Source organism: Bhargavaea cecembensis (assembly GCF_000826125.2).
Lineage (GTDB): Bacteria > Bacillota > Bacilli > Bacillales_A > Planococcaceae > Bhargavaea > Bhargavaea cecembensis_B.
Genome location: NZ_LN651373.1, coordinates 1,458,876 through 1,481,410 on the forward strand (window position 1 = coordinate 1,458,876; position 22,535 = coordinate 1,481,410).

At 56.8% G+C, this 22,535-nt stretch carries 20 protein-coding genes; 19 read left to right on the plus strand and 1 reads right to left on the minus strand.

What is annotated here, in order from left to right:
* The first annotated feature begins 52 nt into the window (after positions 1 to 52).
* From BN1189_RS12650 to BN1189_RS12710, 13 genes are all read left to right on the plus strand, one after another.
* A complete protein-coding gene (locus BN1189_RS12650) occupies positions 53 to 862 on the plus strand; it encodes an SGNH/GDSL hydrolase family protein (RefSeq protein ID WP_040228570.1) in 810 nt (269 codons plus the stop codon).
* Between the two features lie 13 nt (positions 863 to 875).
* Positions 876 to 1,451 carry a YpmS family protein gene (locus BN1189_RS12655; RefSeq protein ID WP_040228571.1) on the plus strand — a complete coding sequence of 192 codons (576 nt, stop codon included), beginning with the start codon at positions 876 to 878 and terminating at the stop codon, positions 1,449 to 1,451.
* A 10-nt stretch (positions 1,452 to 1,461) separates the two neighbouring features.
* Positions 1,462 to 1,989 carry a peptide-methionine (S)-S-oxide reductase MsrA gene (gene msrA, locus BN1189_RS12660; protein ID WP_040228573.1) on the plus strand — a complete coding sequence of 176 codons (528 nt, stop codon included), beginning with the start codon at positions 1,462 to 1,464 and terminating at the stop codon, positions 1,987 to 1,989.
* Between the two features lie 4 nt (positions 1,990 to 1,993).
* The gene (msrB, locus tag BN1189_RS12665) at positions 1,994 to 2,431 is read left to right on the plus strand and encodes a peptide-methionine (R)-S-oxide reductase MsrB (RefSeq protein WP_040228575.1); all 438 of its coding nucleotides are present in this window, start codon (positions 1,994 to 1,996) and stop codon (positions 2,429 to 2,431) included.
* Between the two features lie 27 nt (positions 2,432 to 2,458).
* Positions 2,459 to 2,677 (plus strand): YozE family protein, encoded by a 219-nt coding sequence (locus BN1189_RS12670; RefSeq protein ID WP_040228577.1) that lies wholly within the window; start codon positions 2,459 to 2,461, stop codon positions 2,675 to 2,677.
* Between the two features lie 169 nt (positions 2,678 to 2,846).
* Positions 2,847 to 3,551, plus strand: a complete 705-nt coding sequence (deoD, locus tag BN1189_RS12675) for a purine-nucleoside phosphorylase (protein ID WP_040228579.1) — start codon at positions 2,847 to 2,849, stop codon at positions 3,549 to 3,551.
* A gap of 94 nt (positions 3,552 to 3,645) precedes the next feature.
* Positions 3,646 to 5,139, plus strand: a complete 1,494-nt coding sequence (locus BN1189_RS12680; protein ID WP_040228581.1) for a S41 family peptidase — start codon at positions 3,646 to 3,648, stop codon at positions 5,137 to 5,139.
* Between the two features lie 55 nt (positions 5,140 to 5,194).
* Positions 5,195 to 6,094, plus strand: coding sequence for a CobW family GTP-binding protein (locus tag BN1189_RS12685; RefSeq protein WP_040228583.1), 900 nt, complete (start codon positions 5,195 to 5,197; stop codon positions 6,092 to 6,094).
* Positions 6,087 to 6,335 carry a hypothetical protein gene (locus tag BN1189_RS12690; protein ID WP_052455847.1) on the plus strand — a complete coding sequence of 83 codons (249 nt, stop codon included), beginning with the start codon at positions 6,087 to 6,089 and terminating at the stop codon, positions 6,333 to 6,335. The genes BN1189_RS12685 and BN1189_RS12690 overlap by 8 nt, the downstream gene beginning before the upstream one ends.
* 181 nt (positions 6,336 to 6,516) lie before the next feature.
* On the plus strand, positions 6,517 to 7,527 hold the full coding sequence (locus BN1189_RS12695; RefSeq protein ID WP_082194271.1) for a CAP domain-containing protein: 1,011 nt from the start codon (positions 6,517 to 6,519) through the stop codon (positions 7,525 to 7,527).
* Positions 7,528 to 8,105: 578 nt separating this feature from the next.
* Entirely contained in the window at positions 8,106 to 9,512 is a 1,407-nt protein-coding gene (locus BN1189_RS12700) for a spore germination protein (protein ID WP_040228584.1), read from the plus strand.
* Positions 9,509 to 10,546, plus strand: a complete 1,038-nt coding sequence (locus tag BN1189_RS12705; RefSeq protein WP_040228585.1) for a GerAB/ArcD/ProY family transporter — start codon at positions 9,509 to 9,511, stop codon at positions 10,544 to 10,546. Before BN1189_RS12700 ends, BN1189_RS12705 begins: the two co-directional genes overlap by 4 nt.
* On the plus strand, positions 10,543 to 11,619 hold the full coding sequence (locus tag BN1189_RS12710; RefSeq protein ID WP_040228586.1) for a Ger(x)C family spore germination protein: 1,077 nt from the start codon (positions 10,543 to 10,545) through the stop codon (positions 11,617 to 11,619). The genes BN1189_RS12705 and BN1189_RS12710 overlap by 4 nt, the downstream gene beginning before the upstream one ends.
* Before the next feature lie 71 nt (positions 11,620 to 11,690).
* On the opposite strand, the gene BN1189_RS12715 is transcribed toward BN1189_RS12710, so the two are convergent.
* Positions 11,691 to 13,064 (minus strand): MATE family efflux transporter, encoded by a 1,374-nt coding sequence (locus BN1189_RS12715; protein WP_052455849.1) that lies wholly within the window; start codon positions 13,062 to 13,064, stop codon positions 11,691 to 11,693.
* 114 nt (positions 13,065 to 13,178) lie between these two features.
* Here BN1189_RS12715 and BN1189_RS12720 point away from each other — a divergent pair, with 114 nt between their 5' ends.
* The 6 genes from BN1189_RS12720 to BN1189_RS12745 all read left to right on the plus strand — a co-directional run bounded on the left by BN1189_RS12720 (position 13,179) and on the right by BN1189_RS12745 (position 22,373).
* Entirely contained in the window at positions 13,179 to 14,261 is a 1,083-nt protein-coding gene (locus BN1189_RS12720; protein ID WP_040228587.1) for an undecaprenyldiphospho-muramoylpentapeptide beta-N-acetylglucosaminyltransferase, read from the plus strand.
* A 263-nt stretch (positions 14,262 to 14,524) separates the two neighbouring features.
* A complete protein-coding gene (locus tag BN1189_RS12725; protein WP_040228588.1) occupies positions 14,525 to 17,335 on the plus strand; it encodes a 2-oxoglutarate dehydrogenase E1 component in 2,811 nt (936 codons plus the stop codon).
* A gap of 34 nt (positions 17,336 to 17,369) precedes the next feature.
* On the plus strand, positions 17,370 to 18,629 hold the full coding sequence (odhB, locus tag BN1189_RS12730) for a 2-oxoglutarate dehydrogenase complex dihydrolipoyllysine-residue succinyltransferase (protein ID WP_040228589.1): 1,260 nt from the start codon (positions 17,370 to 17,372) through the stop codon (positions 18,627 to 18,629).
* Between the two features lie 719 nt (positions 18,630 to 19,348).
* Complete coding sequence (locus BN1189_RS12735) at positions 19,349 to 19,546, plus strand: DUF6501 family protein (RefSeq protein ID WP_040228590.1); 198 nt, start codon at positions 19,349 to 19,351, stop codon at positions 19,544 to 19,546.
* Positions 19,547 to 19,600: 54 nt separating this feature from the next.
* Entirely contained in the window at positions 19,601 to 20,464 is an 864-nt protein-coding gene (locus BN1189_RS12740) for an ATP-binding protein (RefSeq protein ID WP_040228591.1), read from the plus strand.
* Positions 20,465 to 20,471: 7 nt separating this feature from the next.
* A complete protein-coding gene (locus BN1189_RS12745) occupies positions 20,472 to 22,373 on the plus strand; it encodes a vWA domain-containing protein (protein ID WP_040228592.1) in 1,902 nt (633 codons plus the stop codon).
* Positions 22,374 to 22,535 lie beyond the last annotated feature (162 nt).

Consider the following 22,535-nt stretch of genomic DNA (forward strand, 5'->3'; position numbering starts at 1 on the left):
TTTCATTTTTTCATGCCGGACGAACAGAGAAGGCGAGGGGAATGAGAGAGTTTTGAAGAGATGGATTGTGCTGATCGCCGCAATGGCGGTTGTTCTCTCCGGATGCACATCCGGCGCGCCCAAAAAGCAGTTCACAGGCATCCCGGCATCCGGGTTCGGCGATTACGAAGTGCCGCGGACGTTCGTCCCCCGGATTGTCACGCTTGTCGGGCTCGGTGATTCTCTCACTCAGGGAGTGGGGGACGAACGGAAAAAAGGCGGCTACCCTGGACGGCTTGCAACGGAGATGGATGACTGGAAAGGCGTGAAAGAGGTCAGGATTGAAAATCTCGCAAAGCGCGGAAGAAGGAGCGACCAGCTTGTCGCCCAGCTGAAGCGGGATGATATCCAGGAAGAAGTCGGCAAGGCCGACCTCATCACCCTGACCATCGGCGGCAATGATGTGATGAAAGTGGTTAAAAGCAACCTTTTTGATCTCCAGCCGGAACCGTTCCGAAAAGAGATCCAGCCGTTCACGGAAAGGCTCGCCTCCACGCTGTTCCTGATCCGCAAGGCCAATCCGGATGCGTTGCTTGTGATCATCGGCCTGTACAACCCGCTGACGGTCGTCACCGAAGAGGCGAGCGAGATGGACGACATCATCAGGGAGTGGAACGGCGTGCTCGAAGACGCGGCTTCTGCCGACGGGAGGGCGTGTTTCGTGCCGGTCGATGACTTGTTCATTTCGAATGCAAATCTCGTGTACCATACCGACTTTTTCCATCCGAACGCACGTGGCTATGAACGCATGACCGACAGAATTGAGGAATCGCTGGCGGCATGCGGTTTGAATGAGCTATCCGGCGGGGAATTGAACTTTTGAGGAGTGATGGCGATTGAACAAGTGGAAAATCGCGTTTTTCCTGCTGGCCGCGCTGATTATCACCGCGGTGATCGGGCTGGCTATCTGGATCACCCGCCCGGCGCCCTCTGCGGACATACCGGCCGCGGAAGCGATGACCAAGGAAGCCGACCGCCTGACGGTGACGGCGACGAAGGAAGACCTGCAGGGAATCGCCAATACGTATATCGCCAAGGCGATCGGGAGCAACAAGATTCCGATCGACTTGTTCATCGAAGATGATGTCCTGCTTACATCCGAGCTGACCGTATTTGCCGTCCGCCTCCCGGTGATCATGCATTTTGAACCGTCCGTGCTGGAAGACGGGAATCTCATCCTGAAACAAAAGTCGGTCGAGGTCGGCAATCTCAACATCCCGCCCTCGACTGTGCTGAAACTGATGGGGGACACCGTGGCACTGCCGTCCTGGATGATCGTCAGGCCGAAGGAAGAAGAACTGTTCATCGATTTGTCGAGACTGCCGGTTTCGGGTGATGTGAAAGTCCGGGCGACGAAAATCGACCTGCCCGGAAATGACATCGAACTGGAGATCATGATTCCGCGAAAATAGGAGTGAAAAGATGACAAACGAAAAAGCGACTTTTGCAGGCGGATGCTTTTGGTGCATGGTGAAGCCGTTCCATAAATATGAAGGCGTTTTGTCCGTCGTTTCGGGATATACGGGCGGGGATCTTCCGAATCCGACCTACGCCCAGGTCTGCTCGGACCGGACCGGACACTATGAGGCGGTGGAGATCACATTCGATCCGGAGATCATCTCTTACCGGGAGCTCGTCGATATATTCTGGCGCCAGATCGATCCGACCGATGCGGGCGGACAATTTTTTGACAGAGGTTCTTCTTACCGGACCGCCATCTTCTATCATTCGGACGAACAGCGGCAAATCGCAGAACAGACGAAGGAGGAGCTCGATGCATCAGGCCGGTTCGACCGGCCGATCGCAGTCGAAATCCTTCCCGCCAAGCCGTTTTATCCTGCGGAGGAAGAGCATCAGGATTATTACTTGAAGAATCCTGCGCACTATAATCGTTACTTTGAAGGATCCGGCCGGAAGGCGTTTCAGGAAAACTCATGGAAGGGGCAATGACCACATGAAACCGAGCAAAGAGGAACTCAAGCAGAAACTGACCCCGATGCAATATCAGGTAACACAGGAAAAAGGCACGGAGCCGCCTTTCCGCAACGAATACGATGCACACTACGAAGACGGAATCTATGTTGACATCGTCTCCGGGGAACCGCTGTTCTCCTCCATCGACAAGTATGATGCCGGCTGCGGCTGGCCGAGCTTTACGAAGCCGATCGAGAAGTCGGAAGTCACCGAGCATTTTGACTCGAGCTTCGGCATGCGGCGCACCGAAGTGAGGAGCAAGACAGCGGATTCGCACCTTGGGCATATCTTCCCGGACGGCCCGAAGGAAGCGGGCGGCATGCGGTACTGCATCAACTCGGCCGCGCTCCGGTTCATCCCGAAAGATCGTCTTGAAGAGGAAGGGTACGGCCGGTATGAATCGCTTTTTGAGTCCTGAACCGGCTGGAAGGACGGTGACTCCAACGTGAGACGTTCCTTCTATCAGTACCTTATGACACACCGGGGCGGCCCGAAGGGAGATCCGCGGTCCCGTTTTGCAGATGCGGCTTTCCTGGATCATGAATTCCCGAAGACGGAAACGTCCTTTGATCCGCTGTCCCGGTATATGGAAGAGCGGGCAGATCCCGATATGCCGTCCGCGACATTCGACAAGCTGTGGGAAGAGTACATGGAAACCGATTGATCCGAATCCTGCGTTTAAACGGCAGGCATTCCGGCAGACCGAGTTAAGTTGCCGGCGGTGCCTGCCGTTTTGCTTTTTCCGGCAGAGGCCGCTTGTTCCTCCGGCATTGCGGAAGCCGGGAAAACACGATATGATGGAAAAGAATTTGTGAAAGCGGGGTTTTTAACTGATGAGTGTACACATTGGTGCAAAAAAAGGCGAAATCGCCGACACGATCCTTCTCCCGGGAGATCCGCTCCGTGCCAAATATATCGCGGAAACATTCCTTGAGGACGCCAAGATCTACAATGAGGTCCGCAATATGTTCGGTTACACGGGTACGTACAAAGGCAAGCGGGTTTCGGTGCAAGGGACGGGGATGGGCGTTCCGTCGATCTCCATCTACATCACCGAGCTCATGCAGGAATACGACGTCCAAAAACTGATCCGCGTCGGCACATGCGGCGCGATCCAGAAAGACGTCAAAGTCCGTGACGTGATCCTGGCCCAGAGTGCTTCGACCAACTCCAAGATGAACGAGATCATCTTCAAGGGAGTCGACTACGCGCCGACGGCCGACTTCAACCTGTTGCTGAAAGCTTATGAAGCAGGCCGCGAGAAAGGCCTCCATCTTCAGGTCGGCAACGTCTTCACGGAAGACCTCTTCTACAGCGATGATGCCGAACATGAAAAGTGGGCATCATTCGGTGTGCTTGCGGTGGAAATGGAAACGGCGGCCCTTTACACGCTCGCAGCCAAATTCGGCCGCCAGGCGCTGTCCGTCCTGACGGTGAGCGACCATATCCTGACCGGCGAAGCGACATCTTCCGAAGAGAGACAGACCACCTTCAACGAAATGATCGAAGTCGCTCTTGACGCGGCAATCCAGGAGTAAGCACTGTCCGACTGCCATCGTGCCGGTGGCAGTCTTTTCTGCATACCGGTCCGGCGCATGCTGCCGGGCCTCCGGATGAAAGTGGTGAAATCAGATGGATGAAAACGAGAAAGACCTGAACAGGCAAGACCCGCCCGAAGAACAGAAGACGCCGGCAGGACGCAGATACATCCGGATCAAGCCGTTCGTGCTGCTGATGATGGCATTCGGCCTCATCCTCGCCACTGCCGGCGTAACCTTCTTTGCGCTGACCGTGGGAGACGACAAAGTCGTGGAAGTGGTGTCGCCTCAGACGGACCGGTCCCAGTTCAAAAAACTGTTCGACGCGTATGATGCGGTGAAGAAGGATTATTACGAGGACATCACCGATGAAGAACTGGTCAACGGGGCCATCAACGGATTGATCGATTCGCTCGGTGATCCGTACTCCGATTACCTGGATGAAGTGGAGGCCGAGCACCTGAATGAAAGCATCACCTCCAGTTTCGAAGGGATCGGTGCGGAAATCCAGGAACGAAACGGGCACATCATGATCGTCTCGCCGATCAAAAACTCACCGGCGGAGAAAGCCCATCTTCAGCCGGATGACATCATCCTCGAAGTGGACGGCAAAAGCATCCAGGGGATGAGCTCCTCTGAAGCAGTCCTGCTCATCCGCGGGGAAAAAGGATCGAGCGTGACGCTGAAAATCCAGCGTGCCGGCATGGAAGAGCCGGTGGACGTGACGGTCGTCCGCGATGTGATTCCGATTGAAACGGTGTACGCGGAAATGCTCGATGACCAGGTGGCCCATATCCAGATCTCGAGCTTTTCGGAGAACACGTACAAAGAGCTCCTCGCCGGCATCGAAGAGATGGAAAAAGCGGGGATGAAGGGAATGGTCGTGGACGTCAGGCAAAATCCGGGCGGGCTGCTGAACAGCGCCATCGACATCTCCAACCTGTTCGTCGAGGACGGCAAGCCGCTGTTCCAGATCGAAGACAAAGGCAAGAAGCCGGAAGTCTATTATGCGAAAGCCGGCCGGAAGATCAAAGTGCCGGTCGTCCTTCTGATCGACGGCGGAAGCGCCTCGGCTTCCGAGATCCTGACGGGGGCCATGATGGAATCCGCCGGGATCCCGACGGTCGGCGAGCATTCATTCGGCAAAGGTACCGTCCAGACGCCGCGCCAGTTCAAGGACGGCTCCAACCTGAAGCTCACGACGTCCAAATGGCTGACGCCGGAAGGGAACTGGATCCATGAAAAGGGGATCGAGCCGGATTACCCGGTCGCACAGCCGCCGTATGTGAAGCTCCCTTACATCGATCCAGAGACCGAGATGACGGAAGGCACGACATCGATGACCGTCCTGGCCGCGGAAGAAATGCTTGAAGCGGTCGGCTACGATCCGGGTGAAGCGGACGGGGTCTATGATGAACGGACGAAAGAAGCGGTAGAACATCTTCAGCAGGACGAAGGACTTGAAGTGGACGGCATCCTCGCAGGGGATACGACTTATTCGCTCATGGACAAGCTCCGTGAAAAGATCAAGACCGACGATCCTCAGATGAAAAAAGCCGCAGAACTCGTGCATGAACAGATAAAATGATGAACGGGCGGAATCCACGGGGTTCCGCCTTTTCTTTCTGAAAGGATGAGTGACCATGACGGAAGTATATATTTTCAGCGGGTTTCTCGGCAGCGGGAAAACGTCCCTGCTGACCCATGTGATCCGGCAGGCAAAGGAGGAGGGGCTAAAACCGGGCGTCATCATGAATGAACTCGGCCAGCTGGCATTCGACTCGGCGGCAGTGGACGGGGACGTGCCGCTCAAGGAGATCCTGGACGGCTGCATCTGCTGCACCGGCTCAGAAAAGACGGAGGCTCAGGTACAGGCGCTTCTCCATGAAAAGGTCGACATCATCTTCATCGAAACGACGGGGGCGGCCCATCCGGTCGAAGCCCTCGACTCGATCCACTCGCCGCTGTTCGGCGACAGCCTCGATATCCGGGGAATCATCACAGTCGCGGACGGCCGGCGCTGGCTCGAAAAGGAACGGTTGTCGCCGCAGGTCCGGATGCTCTTCCTTGAGCAGATCCGGCATGCATCGGTCATCCTTCTGAACAAATCCGACTTGCTGACGGAATCCGAGCGGGCTTCCGTGACTGCGGAAATCCAGTCGGTCAATCCCGGGGCGCCGATTCTTGAGACGGTCAACGGGAAGGTCCCACTCGATTATCTGAGGAAAATGGCATCCACCGGAAACCGGAAGCCGGTCCGCCGCGCGGCGATCGGAGAACAGCTGCCGATCTCATCGAGACTCGTCCGGATGGAAAAACCGGTAAACCGGGAGGCGTTCGAGGACTGGGTCAGGTCCCTGCCGGATACGGTGTACAGGATGAAGGGGTATGTGCCGCTCGAAGGCCACCGCTACCCGGCCCTCTTCCAGTATGCCTACGGGATGGTGCAGTGGATCCCCGAGTCGATGAACATGCCGGCCAATCTCGTGATCATCGGGGAGAACCCCGAAGCCGTCGAAGTGCCGGGAGCAGCGCGTGAGTGACCGGATGCTCCTGGAGGCCTACCGCCGATTCTGGAAAGGAAGAAGTTCCGCAGAGCGCGTTTCCGCCGCGGGTGAGCTGTTCCGGCGGATCTCCGACGACCTGGATGACCGGCTCACCCATCCGCGGCTGCGCAAAAGCCGGGAAGACAAGCTGCGAGAATTGGAAGAGCGGATTGCCGGTTCGTCATTGACTGAGGAGCAGAAAGAAATCCTGGCAGACGCCTACCGCTCCTCTCTCTGAAAAGGATGTCAACCGGATTAAACATACAATAAGCAGGCGGGTCCCCAGATGTTTCCTCTGAAACTCTTCGGGATCCGCCTGTTTCATCGCATCGGATCTGTTAATGGCTTCCCCTCCAATGTCTGGCAAGATTCCGGACGGATCGGGCATGTACGATATGGCGGAAGGGAGGAACATGCAGATGAAAAAATCGATTTCCATCGTCGCACTAAGTACGGCACTCCTTTTGCCGACTGTCACTGCAGAAGCATCTCAGCCAAAGGCCGAAACAGGCCACCATCAGATCGAGGTGGACGCTGCCGCGTTCAAAACCCTCGTTTACAGCCAACCGATCCGGTGGGCGGGAGGACAATGGACCGAGAAGGACCTCAATCAGCTGATCCAACGGCTCCTCGCATTCAAAGGCCAGGGAACCGTGAAACCTCCGGCGGCCGGGAATGAGGACACCCAAAAACCGGACGGGGAAAAACCTGCTCCAAAACCGGACACCGAAAAACCTGAAATTGAAAAACCGGAACCGGCACCAGAAATCCCGGAGCCAGATAAAAATGAAACACCAGAATCACAGCAGCCGGAAGTAGAACAGCCGGACGTCCAGCAGCCGGATGCAGAAAAACCTGAGGTCCAGCAGCCGGACGTCGAGCAACCGGAAGTTCAGAAGCCGGATGCAGAACAGCCGGAAGTCCAGCAACCGGACGTCCCGCAACCGGATGCGGAACAGCCGGAGGCCGAAAAACCGGCTCCTGCACCTGTTCAGCCACAACAGCCACAGCAACCGGAAACCGAGAAGCCGTCCGCCGGCCAAACGGCAGGTCTCAGCGCCGTTGAGCAGAAAGTGCTGGACCTGACCAATGCGGAGCGGTCGAAGGCGGGCCTCAAACCGCTTGCGGCCGATGCCAAGCTGATGGACGCCGCCCGCGAGAAATCCGCGGACATGCGCAAGAACCACTACTTCTCCCATACGAGCCCGGTTCTCGGTTCGCCGTTCGACCGGATGAAGGCGCTCGGCATCAGCTACCGGTCCGCCGCGGAGAATATCGCCATGGGACAGACGTCGCCCGAAGAAGTCGTCAAAGCCTGGATGGAATCACCGGGACACCGCCAGAACATCCTGACGCCAGGATTTACACATATCGGCATCGGCTACGATCCGAATGGCCACTACTGGACACAGCAGTTCATCCAGAAGTGATCGATACAAAAAACGGAGCGCGCTTTCAAGGCGGCTCCGTTTTTTGTCGATTACTTCGACATTTGGATAGCGGTCAGATCGGTCAGTAATCGGGAACGGGATGTTCGCTTGCGGGCGCGGAAATAGAAATGCGGCCGCGAAACACTCCCGGGCGGCCATGGAAATCATCCGGCGGCCTGTCCGGAACATGAGAAGAACGATTCGGATGATGTCCGGTTCTCTGTGTAAACTCTATCCGGAGGGAGAAGATAGCCGCGAGACACCTGCAGGAAAAGTTAATTGAGTGCCCCCGGCCCCGTTCCGATGACACTCAACCTGTTCCGATGACACTCGACTGTCCTCCGATCACACTCGCCCCTGCTCCGATCACACTCGCTTCGACCTACTCCAATTCGAGTCCAATTCTCTGTATGAATTTTGGCGCAGGCTCCGCCACGCGCCATCCTCCCGGCACGAAACATCCCACTCCCCCTTCCTGACCAGGAAAAGCCATGCTTATATAGACCACGAACACAGCTTTCACCCGCCTTGAATATCCCGCGTTCTGTGTGTTCATACTGTGCGGGAGAGGTGATCAAATGTCACAGGCCATGCTGAAGCAATCACTATTCACCTTCTTCGGGAATTCTGCGGATTTTCAGGTGAAGGATGTCCGGGTCGACGGGGAAAAAGCGTTGCTTTGCTTTTATTCGACGATGATCGACCAAGGCGAGGCAAACCGGCAACTGCGTATTCTAGAGGAGCGGGCCGTGAGCGGTTCGGAGGATTGGGGGACCGGTGCGCCCACGGAGGTTCAAACATTCAGCAAGGAAAAGCTCTCGCAGGCCGTCTGCACAGGCAACGCGGCCGTCATTTTTCCGGATTCCAATCTGATGATCGAGCTTTCTGTGTTCGGCCTGCCCCAGCGGTCCCCGGATGAACCGGGAAATGAGCAGGTCGTAAGGGGCTCTCACGAAGGCTTCATCGAGAATTTCATGGTCAATATCGGTTTGGTGAGAAAACGCCTCCAGCGCGAGGATCTTGTATATGAAACGTACATTCCGCCGGGGAGCCATACGGCGATCCATATGCTTTATCTGTCTCGGGAAGTGGCGCCTGAAGTGCTGGCTGAAATGCGCAGCCGGCTGAACCGGATTCCGCGGGGGCAAATATTCAGTATGGGACAGACCGAGGATTATCTGGATGACACGATCTATACGCCGTTCCCTCTGTTTTTGACGACGGAACGGCCGGACCGGGTCACCTTCAACCTGATGGAAGGGAAGATCGCGCTTCTCGCGGATCATTCGCCCTCCGTCGCGATCGCCCCCATCAATTTTTTTGCGTTCTATGAATCGCCCGATGATTATAACAGCCGGCCGGTCGTCGGCTCTTTTTATCGTCTTGTCCGGCTGGCCGCTTTCTTTCTGGCGGTTTTCCTGCCGGCGTTTTATATCGCCATCATCAGCTACCACTCGGAGATCCTGCCGTTCGAGATCAGCATGACGCTAAAAGAGACGTTGCTCAATGTTCCATATCGCCCGGTCTTTGAGGCGCTGCTGCTGGAACTGTTCATCGAACTGATCAGGGAAGCGAGCGTCCGGCTGCCGCAGCCGATCGGGCAGACTGTCGGAATCGTCGGCGGGATCGTCATCGGGGACGCCATTGTATCTGCCGGCCTGGCATCCAGCCTGATGGTCATCGTCGTGGCCATGACGGCGATCGCGAGCTTCGTGATCCCGTCAGCGGAGATGAATATGGCCGTGCGGATCCTCCGTTTCCCGTTCATGATCCTGGCCTCGATGTTCGGTTTCTTCGGAATCGTCATCGGATCGCTTTTGCTGACGATCCATCTCATCAATCTTTCTTCCTTGAACCAGCCGTACTTCGCTCCGGTCGTCCCGTACGACCCTTCCCGGATGAAGGATGTCTTTTTCAGGCTTCCGTTCTTCAAGCCGGACAGGCAGCAGCAGACGTTCCAGCATGGTGAGGAGGGGGCGGAATGAAATTCCGGCTCGCTCCGATCCAGCTTTTTGTCATGCTGTTCCTGACGACCGGTTCCGTCTTCATTTCGTTCCAGTCCGATTTGGTGAATGCAACCGGCCATGATGCATGGTGGCTTTTCCTGCTGGCCGGCCTGTTTCACTTGCCGCACCTCATCATCTTCGAAAAGTGCAGGGACCGGTTCATCTGGACGCGTCCGGTCTGTCTGCTCTATGGCCTTTACTGGATTTATGTCATCGTCAGCCTCATCGGATACACCGTGTATACGATGGAGGTGTGGGCTTTCCCGAAAACGCCCGAAATGATCGTTGTGCTGGCGATCATCTTGATCAGCCTGTACGCAAACATCAACCGCGCGGAGACGGTCGTCAACATCGGCGTTATTTTGATCCCGATCATGGCGATCTTGATTTTGTTCGTCATGATGGGCGCAAAGAATTTTGTCTGGACGAATCTTTTCCCGGTAGGCGGCGCATCTGCGGGAGAACTGTATAAAGGCTGGCTGTTTTCCCAGCTGCCGTTCATCGGAATCGAAGTCTACCTGCTTCTGAGGAAGCTGATGCCCGGACAGATCCGGACAAAGATGATCGTGATTTACAGCGCCATATGGTACAGTTTTTACTCTTTTATGCTGATCGTGCCTTTTCTGTATTTCTCGATAAAGGAGTTTAGCCTGATCGGAGATCCGATCATCTACCTGCTCAAATCACAGCAAGTCACATTTCTGGAACGGCTGGATCTGATTTTCATTTATATCTGGCTGATCTGGAGCATCGCCACCATTATGGTTTACGTGTTTGCAGTGCTCCGTCTCATGATCATGTGCGGAGCCCGGCAGATGAAGCGGAAAATCATCTGGTTCCATGTGGGCATCGCCGTTCTCGCGATGTTCTTCACATCCAAGGAGATGGTCCACTCGACTGCAATCTTCTACCCTTATTCCCATCTTTTATTTGCGATCCTGTTGCCGGCCTTCATCATGGTCTTCAATAAGCTGAGAGGTAAACGGGACGGCGGGGGAGGGGCGCCTGTATGAAACGGCTTCTGTTGCCGGTGCTGCTGTTGGTTCCGCTTCTCTCGGGCTGCTGGGATGAGCTCATGTTCAAGGAACTGCAGGCGGTCACACTCGTCGGAATTGAAGGTGAGGAAGGGGAGGTCACCGTTCATTTCGCTTTCCCGGCCTTCACGGAAAGCGGCGTCGAGTTTCAAACGATCAAAGCGGACGGACAATCGCTGAGCGATGCGCGGAACAAAGTCAACAGCCGTTCCAGTGATGCGCTCAATATGTCACAGCTGCAGATTCTATTGATTTCTTCCGAAACAGCAAAATCGGACGTGTACGAATTCCTCGATAACTTTTATCGTACGCCACACAACCGTCTGACCGGCCAGGTGATCTTGGTGGAGGGGAACATGGAAGACTATATGGGCTCCCCCGAAGGCGAAGGGCCATCAAAACAGATGCCGAGATACTTAAAGGATCTTTCGCGGACGATCGATATCTATTCTCTTTCGACGATGACGGATCTTCACCAAGCCGGCAGCCTGATATTCTCGGAAGGGATTGACCTTTCCCTGCCCATGTTGAAGATGGGAAAGAAAGGGCAGCCCGAACTGGCCGGCACCGCTTTGTTCAACGGCAATCAATTCAGCGGAACCATCCTGTCCGAAACCGAAGGCAGTCTTCTGAACATCCTGCGGGGAAAGCCGGGCAAGATCCTGAGGCTGAGCTATGAAGTGGAGATAGACGGAAAGCAGGAGCTTGTTTCATTTGAATTGATCAGGTCAAAGAAAATGTGGACGATCGACAACGGCCGGGCTGACTTGTTTTATCATCTGAAGGTGCAGGTCGAGGAATACCCCGATGGAGCCGTCCGCGACCAGATCCCTGAACTGGAACGCCAACTGAGCAAGAAAGTCGCCTCTGAACTGAGGGACACTGTGGAAAAGCTTCAGGACGCAGGGAGCGATCCTCTGGGCCTCGGCAGACAATTCCATGCTTTCCACCAGGACCTGTGGAAGAAAGGGGACTGGAACGAAACGTTTTCGGAGCTGGATATTTCCGTAGAGGCGGAAGTGAAGATCGCCAGGACCGGCATATTGAATTGAATCCTGATCGCTGCAAAAGAAAAACGGCAAGGACGCGTTTGACTCCGTCCTTGCCGTTTTCCCGTTTCGCTTTATTTGGCTGTGTATTCCGGATCCCCGGCCTTCGGCGGCCGTTTCTGGATCAGCACGAGCCGGATGGACAGCGTGATCGCCCCCGCGGTCAGGCCCGTGATGAGGCCGACCCAGTAGCCGAACGGTCCGAGGTCCGTGAGACGGGCGACCGCGTAGCCGACCGGGAGTCCGATCACCCAGTAGGAGACGATCGCCATGATGAACGTCACGTTGACGTCTTTGTAACCGCGCAGCGCCCCCTGGACAGGTGCCTGGATCGCATCCGACAGCTGGAACAGCGCCGCGAACAGGAAGAACTGGACGGCGAGCCGGATGATCGCCGGGTCATCCGTATAGAGGGACGCGATGCCGTTGCGAAACAGGATGAGAATCACGATGGATACGAGGCTGACGGCAATCGCCATCAGGACGCCGAGCCAGCTGAACTGGATGGCGTCTTTCCGTCTGCCGGCCCCTTCCGCCTGCCCGACGAGGATGGTCGCGCCCATCGACAGGCTGAGCGGGATCATGTACAGGAGCGACGAGAAATTGAGCGCGATCTGGTGGGCGGAGATCGTCTCGGTTGAATATGTGCTCATGAACAGGGTGACGACGGCGAAGATGCTCGTTTCGGTGAAGATGGCGATGCCGATCGGCACACCGAGCGCAACGATTTCCTTCCACTTGGCGAGGGACGGCTTCTGCCAGCCGGCAAACAGCCGGTAGGCGGCGAACGGGCGCCGGCCGTGCACGACGAACATGGCGATCAGGAAGACGAGCCAGTATGTAATGGCTGACGCGACTCCCGCTCCCGCGCCGCCCAGTTCCGGAAAGCCGAACTTGCCGAAGATGAACAGGTAGTTGAACAATATATTGATCGGCGCGGACAGCAGCGTGATGCCCATCGTCACCCGGGTGGCGGCCATCGCATCGATGAACGAGCGGATGACGTTGTAGGCGAACAGCGGGAACAGGCCGAGGCTCATCGCACTCAGGTAGCCGGCCGCCGTTTCCCGGACGGCCGACTCGATCGGCATATTGCTCAGCCCGAGGCGGATGACGAGCTGAAGCAGTCCGAAGACGATCGCCGACAGGACGACACTGATATACAGGCCCTGCTGGACGGTCGGGCGCACTTCTTTTTTCCGGTGGCCGCCGATCGCCTGTGCGACGATCGGGGTCACCGACAGGAGAATACCGGCGAGCCCGGTATAGACCGGATTCCAGAAAGAGGAGCCGATCGTGACGCCGGCGAGATGGGCGGAGTCGTACCGCCCGGTCATGACGATATCAAAGAACGTCATCAGGTACATCGCAACCTGTGTGATGAGGATCGGCAGAACGACTTTGCCGATGATCGGGATCTTGCCCGTAAAAGTTGTTTCCCCGTTCAATGAAGAAGCCTCCTTCTGATGTTGAGAGTCCCGGAATGGGTTGATTTCCTCCGTGCTACGATGGATAATGCTTTCATATGGATGAAAGACTGAACAGGAATAGAGGTTATTGATTTGGAATCACCCAAGATCGTCCTGACTGGCGGAGGGACGGCCGGCCACGTGTCGCTGAACCAGGCCATCATCCCCCCGCTGTCAGAAAAGGGCTACGATGTTCATTATATCGGTTCGAAAGATGGAATTGAAAAAAAGTTGATACAGGATTCATTTCCCGGCGTGCCGTACCACGAAATCCAAAGCGGCAAGCTGCGCCGGTATTTTTCCATGAAGAATTTCACGGATCCGTTCAAGGTCGGAGCGGGTGTCCTGCAGGCCTACCGGACCATCCGGAAGCTGAAGCCCGAACTGATCTTCTCTAAAGGCGGGTTCGTTTCCGTACCGGTGGCGCTCGCGGGGAGGATGGCGGGCGTGCCGGTCCTCATCCATGAATCGGATGTGACGCCGGGGCTCGCGAACCGCCTGGCGATGCCGTTTGCGGATCATGTGTTCACCGTCTTTCCGGAGACTGTGCCGCATGTCAAGAAAGCCGAAGCGACCTGTTCGGGTCCGATCATCCGGCCGGAGCTCTTTGAAGGCTCCAAAAAGGAGGGGCTCCGCCTGGCCGGGCTTTCCGGCTCCCGGCCGGTGTTGCTCGTCATGGGCGGAAGCCAGGGCTCTGCTGTTTTGAATGACGCAGTCCGTTCCAATCTTCCGGAACTGCTGCAGACCCATGAAGTGATCCACCTGTGCGGGAAGGGCCACCTTGACCGGGATCTGGAAGGACTCGGCGGATATGCCCAGTTCGAATACGTGACCGACGGGCTAAAGGATCTCCTAAAGGCGGCGGACGGCGTCGTTTCCCGGGCAGGCTCCAATTCCATCTTCGAATTTCTGGCCCTGCAGATCCCGATGCTGCTCATCCCGCTGTCGGCCGAGAAGAGCCGGGGGGACCAGATCCTGAACGCCCGCCTTTTCTTAAAAGCCGGTTTCGCCGAAGTCCTCGAGGAGGAAAAGGTGTCGAAGGAGTCATTCAGGGAGGCGGTCCGGTCGATGACAGAAAACACGCAGCGGATGATTCTCGCAATGGAGCAGGCGGAGCAGCCGAAAACGCCGGAAGAAATGGCGTCGCTCATTTTGCAATTTGCATCGAATGCCTGATTTTCAGGGCTTGTTTCCTGCTTTTCTGCATGATGGACAACCAAATCGGGTAATTATGGGGCATGTATCCGCTTTCAGCGTACATGCCCCGTTTTTCAGTAAAAAATGATTGTATTTTATCAGCACAGTAGTAAGATTGATATGGACAAAACGCAGGTATCGCCCGGCGTGCCGGTTCCCTTTAAGTCCTGAGGCCGGCATGCTAAAATTAAGGCGGATCAAATAAATACACGATGCCGTGCGAAAAAGTGGAGGGTATCTACATGTCAAACAATTTTGCCGCTCCCGGATCGCCCTGGGGGTCCTTTTCCGGGCCGAACCTCGGATATGTGATGGAGCAGTATGACCTGTACCGGGAGAACCCCGAACAGGTCGAACCTGAACTCGCGGAACTGTTCAGGAACTTCGGACCGCCTGCCGCTCCGGCAGCCGGCGGAACAACGGTCGAGCAAGGCGCCGGCGCGTCTTCGGCCGATATCGGAAAGGCGATTGCAGCGGTTCAGCTGGCAGACGCCATCCGCCTCTACGGACACCTGGCGGCGGATATTTACCCGCTCAAGGACTTCGAGCGGGATTCCTCGCGCATCGAGCCGTCCGCATACGGACTTGGAGATGAAGACCTGGAAGCACTTCCGGCGTCCCTCTTTTTCCGGGACGTGCCGGCAGGCGTGATGAACGGCCTGGACGCCATCCGTCGTCTCCGGGAAGTCTATACCGGAAAGGCCGCCTACGAATATGCGCAGGTGATCGATCCGGAAGAGCGCAACTGGCTTCAGCACTACATCGAATCGGGCTCCGTCAAGCCGGCTCTTTCCGATGAGGAGAAAAAAGAGCTGCTCGACCGGCTGACGAAAGTGGAAGGCTTCGAAAAGTTCATCCATCGTACGTTTGTCGGCGCCAAGCGCTTCTCGATCGAGGGCCTCGACACGCTCGTCGTGCTGATTGATGAGCTTGTCCGCAACACGAAAGAGCAGTCCATGAAAGAAGTGCTCATCGGCATGGCGCACCGCGGCCGGCTCAACGTGCTGACCCATGTGCTGAACAAGCCGTATGAGATCATGTTCGCCCAGTTTGCCGGTCTGTCGGAAGAGCCCTTCATGCCGACAGACGGTTCACTCGAACTGTCCCGCGGCTGGTTCGGCGACGTGAAATACCATATGGGGGCAACCCATAATACTCCTGACGGCCTGAAGGTCAAGCTTGCGTACAACCCGTCCCACCTTGAAGTGGTGAACCCGGTCATCACGGGACAAACCCGTGCGGCGCAGGACTCGACCGACGAACCGGGACTTCCCGTCCAGCATCCGGAACGCGCTTTTGCGGTCCTGGTCCACGGGGACGCGGCGTTCACCGGCGAAGGCATCAACACCGAGACATTCAACTACAGCCGGACCCGCGGCTTCAACAACGGCGGATCGGTCCACGTCATCGCCAACAACATGATCGGCTTCACGACGGAGCACTATGATTCCCGCTCGACGCTCTATGCATCCGATCCCGCGAAAGGCTATGAAGTGCCGATCATCCACGTCAACGCGGACTCGCCGGAAATGGTCATCGCCGTTGCGAAAATGGCATTTGAATACCGCACGCGCTTCGGCAAGGACATTCTGATCGACCTGCTCGGCTACCGCCGGTTCGGACACAACGAGATGGATGAGCCGCTCGTCACCAATCCGCTCATGTACCACGATATCCACCAGCATCCGACGGTCCGCGAACTTTACGGGCAGCAGCTCGCCGAACAGGGGATCGTTTCCGAAGACGACGTCAGGAACCTGGACGAGCAGACGTTCGGCATCATGCAGGAAGCCTATGACCGCGTGAAGGAAACATCGGGCAAGGATACGCCGGACAACTCGACGCCGGAAGAGATCATGGCCGGCTACCCGGGCAGCGACACCGGCGTGGCGGAAGACCGGTTGCGGAAGATGAACGAAGAGCTTCTCGAGTGGCCGCAGGACTTCAATGTGTTCAAGAAGCTTTCGCGCATCCTGAAGCGCCGTGAAGAACCGTTCAACGGAAAAGGGAAGATCGACTGGGCGCATGCGGAGACGCTCGCCTTCGGCTCCATTCTCCAGGACGGCCATCCGATCCGCATGTCCGGACAAGACGCGCAGCGCGGCACGTTCGCACAGCGCCACCTTGTCCTTCACGATGAACAGGACGGAACCGAATATGTCCCGCTTCACCACATCAGCGACTCGAAAGCCTCGTTCGCGGTCTACAACAGCCCGCTCAGCGAAGCGTCGATCGTCGCCTATGAATTCGGCTACTCGCTCGAGGACCGGAATGCGCTCGTCATCTGGGAAGCCCAGTACGGCGACTTTGCCAACATGGCCCAGATGATGTTCGACCAGTTCATCTCGTCCAGCAAGTCGAAATGGGGACAGAACACGGGGCTCGTCATGCTGCTTCCTCACGGCTATGAAGGACAGGGACCGGAGCACTCGAGCGCACGCATCGAGCGCTACCTCCAGATGTCGGCCGAGAATAACTGGACAGTCGCGAATCTGTCGAGCGCGGCGAACTACTTCCACATTCTCCGCCGCCAGGCCGAGCACCTCGGTGAAGAGGCGAGCCGTCCGCTCGTCATCACGACACCGAAGTCCCTTCTTCGCCACCCGCTCGTCGGGGCCGACTTGGAAGATCTGACGGAAGGTAAGTTCCAGACCGTTCTTGAACAGCCGGGCCTCGGAGCGAAGCCGAAGAAAGTCGAGCGGATCGCGTTCGCCAGCGGCAAGATGGCCATCGACCTCGCCGAAAAGGTGAAAGAGGGAGAAGAGCCGGAATGGCTGCACATCATCCGTGTGGAACAGCTGTATCCGTTCCCGGCAGAGCAAATCAAAGAGATCGTCGCACGCTTCCCGAATGTGAAAGAATTCATGTGGGTTCAGGAAGAACCTCAGAACATGGGCAGCTGGTCGTTCGCAGAACCGTACATCCGGGAGATCGCCGAAGGCAAGGAAGTCCGCTACAACGGACGCATCAAACGATCCAGCCCTTCGGAAGGCGACGGCAAATCCCATAAGATCGAACAGGATCGCATCATCCAAACTGCATTGAGCAAATGAATCCCATTTGCATGACCATAAGGAGGAAAACACCTTGGCAGAAATCAAAGTGCCTGAACTTGCTGAATCCATCACGGAAGGAACAATCGCCCAGTGGCTGAAACAGCCCGGCGACACGGTCGACAAAGGTGAATTCATCGTCGAGCTTGAAACCGACAAAGTCAACGTCGAAGTCATCTCCGAAGAAGCCGGCATCGTCCAGGAACTGCTCGCAGAAGAAGGCGACACGGTCGAAGTCGGCCAAGTCATCGCCGTTGTCGGCGAAGGATCCGGCGCTGCGGCAGCTCCGGCTCCAAAAGCTGAAGAACCGAAACAGGAAGCACCGAAACAGGAAGCTGCTCCAGCAACTCCTGCAGCTCCGGCTCCTGAAGCTTCCGTCGAAGAATCTTCTTCGACGGACCGCACGATCGCCAGCCCGGCCGCACGCAAGCTCGCCCGCGAAAAAGGCATCGATCTCGCATCGATCACACCGGTCGATCCGATGGGCCGAGTGCGCGTCCAGGACGTTGAAGCTGCAGCCGCAGCACCGAAACAGCAGGCCAAGCCGCAACAGCCGGCAGCCAAGGCCGCTGCACCTTCGTCCGACGAAGAGACAGGCCGCGTAACACGCGAGAAAATGTCCCGCCGCCGCCAGACGATCGCAAACCGCCTGCTGGAAGTCCGCCAGAACACGGCGATGCTGACGACATTCAACGAAATCGACATGACGAACGTCATGGAACTCCGCAAGCGCAAGAAAGACGAGTTCGAGAAGAAATTCGGCGCCCGCCTCGGCTTCATGTCCTTCTTCACGAAGGCTGTCGTCGCTGCGCTCAAGCAATACCCGTATGTGAACTCCGAACTCGACGGCAAAGACCTTCTCCTCAAGAACTTCTACGATGTCGGCATCGCCGTATCGACTGAAGAAGGCCTCGTCGTGCCGGTTGTCCGCGACGCCGACCGCAAGAACTTTGCGGAAATCGAGAAAGACATCGCGGAACTCGCAACGAAAGCACGCGACAAGAAGCTCGCCCTGTCCGACCTGAGCGGCGGATCGTTCACCATCACGAACGGCGGCGTCTTCGGATCCCTGTTCTCGACACCGATCCTGAACGGCACCCAGGTGGGCATCCTCGGCATGCACACCATCCAGAAACGTCCGGTCGCAGTCGGCGACAACGTCGAAATCCGCCCGATGATGTACGTGGCGCTCTCCTATGACCACCGCGTCATCGACGGAAAAGACTCCGTCGGCTTCCTCAAGACCGTCAAAGAAATGATCGAAAACCCTGAAGACCTCCTTCTCGGTTCCTGATCGGATCCCATCTGATGAAAAAGCCTCCTTCGGGAGGCTTTTTCTGTTGGCAGGAGAGTTGGGGGCGTGGGAATTCTAGCGCGTTGTGATGTTTTCGTGGTGGCGATTTAGGTGCATGGATTTTCAAAGGCGCGTGCGGGTGATTCAGAGGCGCACCGCATATTTTCGGAGGCGGGGTATTGCCGGTGGGATTTTCGAAGGCGCGTTGTGCGTTTTCGTGGTAGCGATTCAGCGGTGCGGATTTTCAAGGGCGCGTGCGGGTGATCCGGAAGCGCATGGCGTGTTTTCGGAGGCGGGGTATTGCCGGTGGGATTTTCGAAGGCGCGTTGTGTGTTTTCACGGTAGCGATTCAGCGGTGCGGATTTTCAAGGGCACGTGTGAGAAATTCGGAGGCTCACCGCGTGTTTTCGGAGGCGGGATATTGCCGTAGGGAATTTTCGAAGGCACGTTGTGCGTTTTCGTGGTAGCGATTCCGGTGGATGGATTTTCAAAAGTGCGTGCGGGAGATTCAGAGGCGCACCGCGTGTATTCGGAGGTGCAGTATTGCCGGTGGGATTTTCGAAGGCGCATTGAGTGTTTTCGTGGCAGCGATCTTGTCGCGTTATTTTTCAAAGACGCATCGTCCCTTTCTGCGGCAGCAATCCGGCAGCGCGATTTGCCCTTTGAATTACGGGCCATCGACCGTTATAATGGGGATATTGAAGAGGGGGCAGAAACCGATGAAATTCACAGAATGGAAAGACGCCCCGGCGATCCGGACGGTCAAGTGCACGCACACCGATGCGGCGAAGTATCTCGTCTCCAACGTCCTGACACCGGGCAAAGAATACGAAGTGAAAAATGAAACCGACGAATTCATTTTCGTGAAAGACAACACCGGCAATGTGGCCGGCTACTACAAAACCTACTTTGAATGATCCGGAGGCCCGGCGGGATAAACCGCCGGGCCTTTTGCATAGGAGGCATGGGAAATGGAAGCAATCATTGAGGAAGAACGGAAAGAACGCCTCGCGCGCCGATATGATGAGGAGGAGTCCCTGTTGGTCGGGACCGGGGGCTATGTGCCGCCCGGCCCGCATTTATGGGAGGATGTCCTCACATCCGTCGTGATCCGGAGGCCGGTTTTGCTGAAGGGGCCGACGGGTTCCGGAAAGACGAAGCTGGCCGAGTCGGTCTCGGCATTTTTCGCCCAGCCGATGCACCAGGTGAACTGTTCGGTCGACCTGGATGCGGAAGCGCTGCTTGGATTCAAGACGATCATCCAGCAGGAGGGACAGACCGTGATCGATTTCGTGGACGGTCCGGTCATCACGGCCATGAAGAAGGGCCATATCCTCTACATCGATGAGATCAACATGGCGAAGCCGGAGACGCTGCCGATCCTGCACAGCGTGCTTGACTACCGCCGCATGCTGACCAATCCGTTCACCGGGGAAATCATCCGCGCCCATCCGGATTTCAGCGTGCTCGCCGCTATCAATGAGGGCTATGTCGGGACGGTCCCGATGAATGAGGCGCTTAAAAACCGGTTCATCGCATTCCAAGTTCCATACCTCGGCACGGAAGAGACCCGGGAACTTCTGGAGCGTGAGTTTCCCGATGCGCCGGAGGTTCTGATCGATACGATGCTCGGCATTTCTTCGGACCTTAGGGAGCAGGTCAGAAACGGCCTGCTGGAAGATGAAGCCGCGTCCATCCGCAGTCTCATCGACGCCACGGAACTGGCCCTCCATATCGGGATGGAACGGGCGGTTCAATATGCGATCGCCGAGAAGCTCGAAGACCGCGGGGAACGGCAGCTCGTCCAGGACCTTGCCCGGACGAGGATCCGGTGAGGCGCGGATGACTTCCATCAGGCGATTCATCGATTTCAATGACGAACAGATCGACGCGGAAGAACGGCTCCGTCACGAGCGGCTTGCCCGGGCTCTGGCCGGAGACCCGGAAATCCGGCTAACGGAACGGAAGCTGCTGGAGTACAGTCCGGCCAACCTCGAGCTGGCGATGAGCGTATTTTGGCGGCATCGTCCGGACGAGATCCAGGAATCCGGCCGGCTGTCCGATATTTATCTGCTGGCCTCGGGGTTCTGGACCGGCTTCGACCTGTCTGCCTGGCGTTCATTCACTGGGCTGACAGAAGACAGTCCCATCCGTGAATTTCTGAGACAGACGGTCCTGATGATCGAAGAACTCCGTCTTTCCGACCTGATCATGAAAGAGCGCCCGGGGACGAAAAAGGCATTCGGTGTCAGAAGGAAAGCCTACGCAGAATTCCACAAGGCGCAGCTGCCGGTGAACCTCCGGCACGGCTTCCGGGCCGATGCACTTTTCAATCACTTCTTTCTGGCGCTTAACGGATTTCCGGATGCGGAGGGCGAAGAGGAGTTCGGCAATCTCACCAGGCTCAGCGAACCGATTCTCTTCCATGCATTTGACGCGCGCTCAACCGGGGACTCGGTGAATATCGCGGCCCGCTTGATGCCGGTGCTCGAGAGCCGGCTCGGAGTCGATCTCGTCCATTCTTATTATTCGCTCGGCGAGTCTCTCGGAGGCGGTCGGAAAGACTTCCATTATCACCGGGGCGTCAAGACGGGAGAGGCAGGGGAAGAGGAGGAGAAAGAGTCGATCCGGGAGCTGTTCAGGACATGGCACGACGCCAACCGGTCCGAGAAAGGCCCGCATCTCGACTATGAGCTCGAACACGGCCGGACCGGCCGTTCGGACTCCGCCGAATCAAGGGAAGGACGCGAAGGCATGGAGGTGACGTCCACCGGCCGGGGCCGATCTGCCGCAGATGAACGGACCGGCGTCTCTCAATCCAAGCCGGAGGCGGGCCAGGAGGGGATCGCGGCAGAGTGGAAGAAGGCGACCGGCTTCGGCTCCGAGAACGAAAGCGTTATTTACCGGGAGAAAGTTGCGGAGCCTGATCGAGATCCTGAAACGCTCCTGATGATCCGGGACTGGCGTATGGAGGCAGCTCCATACGTGCGGGCGGTCGAGAGGGAAATGAAAAAGAGAATCGAGAAAAAACGGGAAGATCGGAGAGAGGGGCTGTCAGCCGGGCGGCTCTCGGGCAATCCGACGGACATCGTGCTGTCGGAAAGGCCGAAGCCATTTTACCGGAAACAGCGGCCGTCGAAACGGCTGGATGCGGTATTCGGCCTGCTCGTCGACGGCTCGGGCTCCATGGTGGATAAACTGCCTGAAACGAGAAAAGCGGTCCTCCTGTTCCACGATGTGCTCAACTCGCTCGGAGTCCGTCACGGCATCGCTTCTTACCAGGAGGATGCCGGGACCGCTTCGAAAGCAAGCCAGCCGAATGAATTCCTCTGGCTCCATTCCTTCCGGGACGAGGGGAAGGATGACGCCTCCAGGATCATGAGCCTGGAAGCGGGGGATGATAACCGGGACGGATTTGCGATTCGGTGGATGACGAAGCGCCTCGAACAGATGCAGGAACACCATAAGTTCCTTTTGATCTTCACGGACGGAGAGCCGTCGGCGTTCGGATACGGACAAAACGGAATCGTCGATACGGCAGAAGCCGTCAATGAAGCAGAGAAGCGGGGCATCATCGTCATCCACCTGTTCCTGTCCGCTCATCCCGTCGACGAGCGGCAGCATGAACTGTTCAGGATGATGTACGGCAACCGCTCCGCAACCGCCGAATCCCTCGGACAATTTTCAGAGGAAACCGTCCGCATTCTCCGCAAGCTCCTCGCACTCGCCGCATCGTCGGAGTGAAGGGTCTCAAAATCGGAGCATGGCTCGCAATATCGGAGTATGGACCACAAAATCGGAGTATGGCTCGCAATATCGGAGCATGGAACACAAAATCGGAGTATGGCTCGCAATATCGGAGTATGGCTCGCAATATCGGAGTATGGAACACAAAATCGGAGTAAG

Excerpts from the sequence above, each read along its gene's own strand:
- BN1189_RS12705 (WP_040228585.1), top strand. The coding sequence starts at position 9,509 with ATGAAATTCCGGCTCGCTCCGATCCAGCTTTTTGTCATGCTGTTCCTG.
- msrB (WP_040228575.1), top strand. The coding sequence starts at position 1,994 with ATGAAACCGAGCAAAGAGGAACTCAAGCAGAAACTGACCCCGATGCAA.
- deoD (WP_040228579.1), top strand. The coding sequence starts at position 2,847 with ATGAGTGTACACATTGGTGCAAAAAAAGGCGAAATCGCCGACACGATC.
- BN1189_RS12745 (WP_040228592.1), top strand. The coding sequence starts at position 20,472 with ATGACTTCCATCAGGCGATTCATCGATTTCAATGACGAACAGATCGAC.
- BN1189_RS12695 (WP_082194271.1), top strand. The coding sequence starts at position 6,517 with ATGAAAAAATCGATTTCCATCGTCGCACTAAGTACGGCACTCCTTTTG.
- BN1189_RS12740 (WP_040228591.1), top strand. The coding sequence starts at position 19,601 with ATGGAAGCAATCATTGAGGAAGAACGGAAAGAACGCCTCGCGCGCCGA.
- BN1189_RS12710 (WP_040228586.1), top strand. The coding sequence starts at position 10,543 with ATGAAACGGCTTCTGTTGCCGGTGCTGCTGTTGGTTCCGCTTCTCTCG.
- BN1189_RS12680 (WP_040228581.1), top strand. The coding sequence starts at position 3,646 with ATGGATGAAAACGAGAAAGACCTGAACAGGCAAGACCCGCCCGAAGAA.
- BN1189_RS12725 (WP_040228588.1), top strand. The coding sequence starts at position 14,525 with ATGTCAAACAATTTTGCCGCTCCCGGATCGCCCTGGGGGTCCTTTTCC.
- msrA (WP_040228573.1), top strand. The coding sequence starts at position 1,462 with ATGACAAACGAAAAAGCGACTTTTGCAGGCGGATGCTTTTGGTGCATG.
- BN1189_RS12685 (WP_040228583.1), top strand. The coding sequence starts at position 5,195 with ATGACGGAAGTATATATTTTCAGCGGGTTTCTCGGCAGCGGGAAAACG.
- BN1189_RS12700 (WP_040228584.1), top strand. The coding sequence starts at position 8,106 with ATGTCACAGGCCATGCTGAAGCAATCACTATTCACCTTCTTCGGGAAT.
- BN1189_RS12735 (WP_040228590.1), top strand. The coding sequence starts at position 19,349 with ATGAAATTCACAGAATGGAAAGACGCCCCGGCGATCCGGACGGTCAAG.